This is a genomic window from Daeguia caeni (assembly GCF_042653845.1).
Classification (GTDB): Bacteria; Pseudomonadota; Alphaproteobacteria; order Rhizobiales; family Rhizobiaceae; genus Brucella; species Brucella caeni.
In genome coordinates this window covers 1-3,468 of the sequence record NZ_JBHSEL010000011.1, presented here as the reverse complement: position 1 = coordinate 3,468, position 3,468 = coordinate 1, and the positions used below count along the sequence as shown (strand labels likewise).

The following is a 3,468-nucleotide window of genomic DNA, read 5'->3' as shown; positions in this document are numbered from 1 at the left end:
GCATCGCCCTACGCTGCGAGAAGACAAAGCGAAACTTTGCTTCCTTCGTCGCGCTCGTCGCAGGCTTCATCTTGGCCAAATCCGTCCACACGGCCTAGTCATATACTAAACATGCTGCCTGGCCTGAAGCCATGGCTCGGAATGAATGCGAAAACTGCAATTCGAGCTCTCGTAATGCGCCAGCCATCTTTGCTGACCACGAACGCTTTTAGAATATCAGGAGTGAGTGAGCCCCGCTTCACGGTGCGGGATCCAATGCCGTATCAAACACCGCCTCCATCTGCTCCGCCCACGGCCGGTCGGCGACGGCCACAAGGTCGTTCAGCGAAAGCGCCGGCGGTACGCGCCTGATGACGAGGTGTTCGAGCACCTCCGGCGACAGATAGGCGAGCCGCATCATGCGGCTCACGAACCGGTCGGAGACCTTTTCGGCCGCGGCGATATCCTGAATGGTGGAAGCGGCACCGGATTCCAGCTGCCGCCGCCAGTTCCAGGCGCGAGCTATAGCGCGCAACACATGCGCATCCTGCGCCCGCGCTTCGGCGGGTCCGTGGTCAGCCGGCGGCAGGATCTTCGGGCGGCCGTTCTTCCTGCGAACAGTGAGGGGGATGACCACGCGGATGGTGTTTTCGGTCATGCCGCATCCTTCCCGATCTGCGGCGCCAACATCTGTCTCGCCAGTGATTTGAGGCCGTCATGGCGCAGATCAATGGCAATCCCTGCCACGCCGACTGTGACACGCGCCACCAGCAACTGGACGATGCGCGCCTGCTCAGCCGGGAACAGCGAGGCCCAGAGCGTATCGAAATCGCCAAGCGCGGCAATAACCGTCTTGTCGTCGATGTCCGGTGTATCAGATTTCAGGGCGGCAAGTGCCCGCGCCCTGATTTCAGGCGTGGCGATCATGCGACGGATTTCGCCGACAACTGCATCCTCAACCATGGCGGCAGGAAGCCGCTGCGGTCCGGCGGCATCGGTGGGGCGGTTTCGGATCAGGTCCATCGAGGTGTAGTAACGATAGAGCTTGCTGCCCTTCTTGGTGGCAGTCGGCGTCATGGCAGCGCCGCTGTCAGTAAAAATCAGCCCCTTCAGCATCGCGGGCGTCTGGTTTCTTGACGCGGCGGCGCGTAGCCGAGGGCTGGTTTTCAGCACAGATTGGACCGCCTCCCATAGCTCACGATCAATGATCGCCTCATGCTCACCCGGGTAGCTCGTCCCTTTGTGGACGGCCTCGCCGATATAGACGCGATTGTTGATCAGCTTATAGAGAAAGCCCTTGTCGATCAGCTTGCCACGCTTGTTGACGACACCCTCGGCCGCCAGCGCCTTCGCCAGCCTGGTGGCCGAACCGGTGGCCACAAAGCGCTCAAAGATCATCCTGACCGTTTTGGCCTCTTCTTCATTGATCACCAGCTTCCTGTCCCGGACATCATAGCCAAGCGGGACATAGCCACCCATCCACATGCCCTTCTTGCGCGAGGCAGCGAATTTGTCGCGGATACGCTCGCCGATCACCTCCCGCTCGAACTGCGCGAAGGATAACAGGATGTTGAGCGTCAGACGTCCCATCGACGTCGTGGTGTTGAAGGACTGGGTGACGGAGACGAACGTCACCTGGTTGCGCTCGAAGATCTCGACCAGCCGGGCAAAGTCCATCAGCGAGCGGGACAAGCGGTCGATCTTGTAGACAACGATGACGTCGATGAGCCCGGCTTCGACATCGGCCAGCAGCCGCTGCAATGCCGGTCGCTCCAGCGTGCCGCCGGAGTGCCCGCCATCGTCATAGCGCTCGCGAATGGCGGCATAGCCTTCCGAGCGTTGGCTGGCGATGTAGGCCTCGCACGACTCGCGCTGCGCATCGAGCGAGTTGAACTCCATGTCGAGCCCTTCCTCGCTCGACTTGCGGGTATAGATGGCGCAGCGCTGGCGGCGCGGCATGATAGCGACGGCTTCCTGACGGCTCATCGGTCGTCCCTCCGCGCCTCGCGAAGGCCGAAGAAGCGGTAGCCGTTCCATTGCGTGCCGGTGATCGCCCGCGCCACCGCCGACAGCGACTTGAACTTGCGCCCCTGCCAGTCGAAGCCGTCCTTCATCACCGTGACGGTGTGCTCCACCCCGTCCCATTCACGCACGAGGCGGGTGCCGACCACCGGGTTGCGGCGATCGGCGATGATCGTCTTGCGCGCGACCCGGCCCTCGATTTCGTCGGCCAGCAAGTCAAGCGTCCGCCGCGTCTCGCGGGACAGGCCGCCGAGGGTCAGTTCCTGGATCCGGTAGCTGAGCCTCAGCTCAAGGTAACTGCGGCTATTGTTCGGAGCGGGCGTGCCGAAGAGGCTTTCCCACTTCGCCTTCAGCTCGACCACCGTCATTCGTTTGAGCGCTGCAAGCTGCGCGACCACGCTCGCGTCCGCCGCGTCGCATTCGCCCACCCGCCATGGCGCGGCGTCAGTCTTTCTCTTTGTTNATAAATGACTGGACTGTTCGGACAGAACCCGCTTCAGCCCGATGGCGAGAATCTGGCCGAGTTCGCCAAGCCGCTCATCGGCCGTCATGCGGTCGGGCGACAAGGGGTTCGGGGCGGAGGAAATGTTGTGCATGAGACCGTTCGCAATCAATCCTGATCAGAGAACGGTAGATGCAAAACCTATAAATACAAGCGATTTCAATCGCTTGTCTGGTTGTCGCGAAATCATGCGCATTGGAACGAAGTGCGCACCGGTGGAAAAGCGTCGACCAATGGGCAAGACCATGGCCGACTCAGATCTCCCGACCAAACCAGCGGATTCGCCCGATGATCCTGATTTCTTCGGCGGTGCGCTCATAGGGGCTGTAGAAGGTGTTGTCGGAGATGATGCGCACCCGCGGCGGCTCCGAATTCGGGATGTGCTCGAGGCGTTTGGCGACGAGCCCCATGCCGTCGAACAGCACGAAGATGCCCGGCGGGGTCGGCATGCAGCGGGCAAGGTCGACCAGCACGACGTCCCCGTCGTGCAAGGTCGGCATCATGCTGTCGCCCTCGACATGCATGATGCGCAGGTTTGCCGGATTGGCGCGCAGGCGATGTGTGATCCACGAGCTCCGGAAATGGTAGGGTTCGCCGTTCTCCACTTCGTCCGCGACGAGCTTGCCGCCGCCCATCGAGGCCGTGACCTGGACCGACGGGATTGCCACGAAGGCATCCGCCTCGTCTTCCATGACCGGCTCATCCCCCTCGATCATGCCCTTGCCATGCAGCAGCCAATTGCGATCGACCTTGATGATCGCGGCGACCTTGTCGAGCTTCTCGAGGTTCGGCCGCTCCGAACGCCCGCGCATGATGTCATAGACGAAGGACCGGTTGACGCGCGCCTGTTCGGCCACCTCGCGCGCGTTCAGCCCCAGCTGCTCGGCTCGGGCTCTCAGTCTATCGGCAATCGTGGTGCTCATGGTTTTGTCCGGTATGTGGAATTTGTGGATTAGAGAGGATTG

General features: G+C 61.7%; 4 protein-coding genes. All 4 read right to left on the bottom strand.

From position 1 onward, the window contains the following. Positions 1–238 precede the first annotated feature (238 nt). The 4 genes from ACFO1V_RS01140 to ACFO1V_RS01125 all read right to left on the bottom strand — a co-directional run bounded on the left by ACFO1V_RS01140 (position 239) and on the right by ACFO1V_RS01125 (position 3,426). A complete protein-coding gene (locus ACFO1V_RS01140) occupies positions 239–637 on the bottom strand; it encodes a hypothetical protein (protein WP_380075026.1) in 399 nt (132 codons plus the stop codon). Continuing rightward, on the bottom strand, positions 634–1,965 hold the full coding sequence (locus ACFO1V_RS01135; protein ID WP_380075025.1) for a recombinase family protein: 1,332 nt from the start codon (positions 1,963–1,965) through the stop codon (positions 634–636). Before ACFO1V_RS01135 ends, ACFO1V_RS01140 begins: the two co-directional genes overlap by 4 nt. Continuing rightward, the gene (locus tag ACFO1V_RS15485) at positions 1,962–2,369 is read right to left on the bottom strand and encodes a DUF2924 domain-containing protein (RefSeq protein WP_465251717.1); all 408 of its coding nucleotides are present in this window, start codon (positions 2,367–2,369) and stop codon (positions 1,962–1,964) included. Before ACFO1V_RS15485 ends, ACFO1V_RS01135 begins: the two co-directional genes overlap by 4 nt. A gap of 388 nt (positions 2,370–2,757) precedes the next feature. Then, complete coding sequence (locus tag ACFO1V_RS01125; protein WP_380075023.1) at positions 2,758–3,426, bottom strand: XRE family transcriptional regulator; 669 nt, start codon at positions 3,424–3,426, stop codon at positions 2,758–2,760. Between the last annotated feature and the right edge of the window lie 42 nt (positions 3,427–3,468).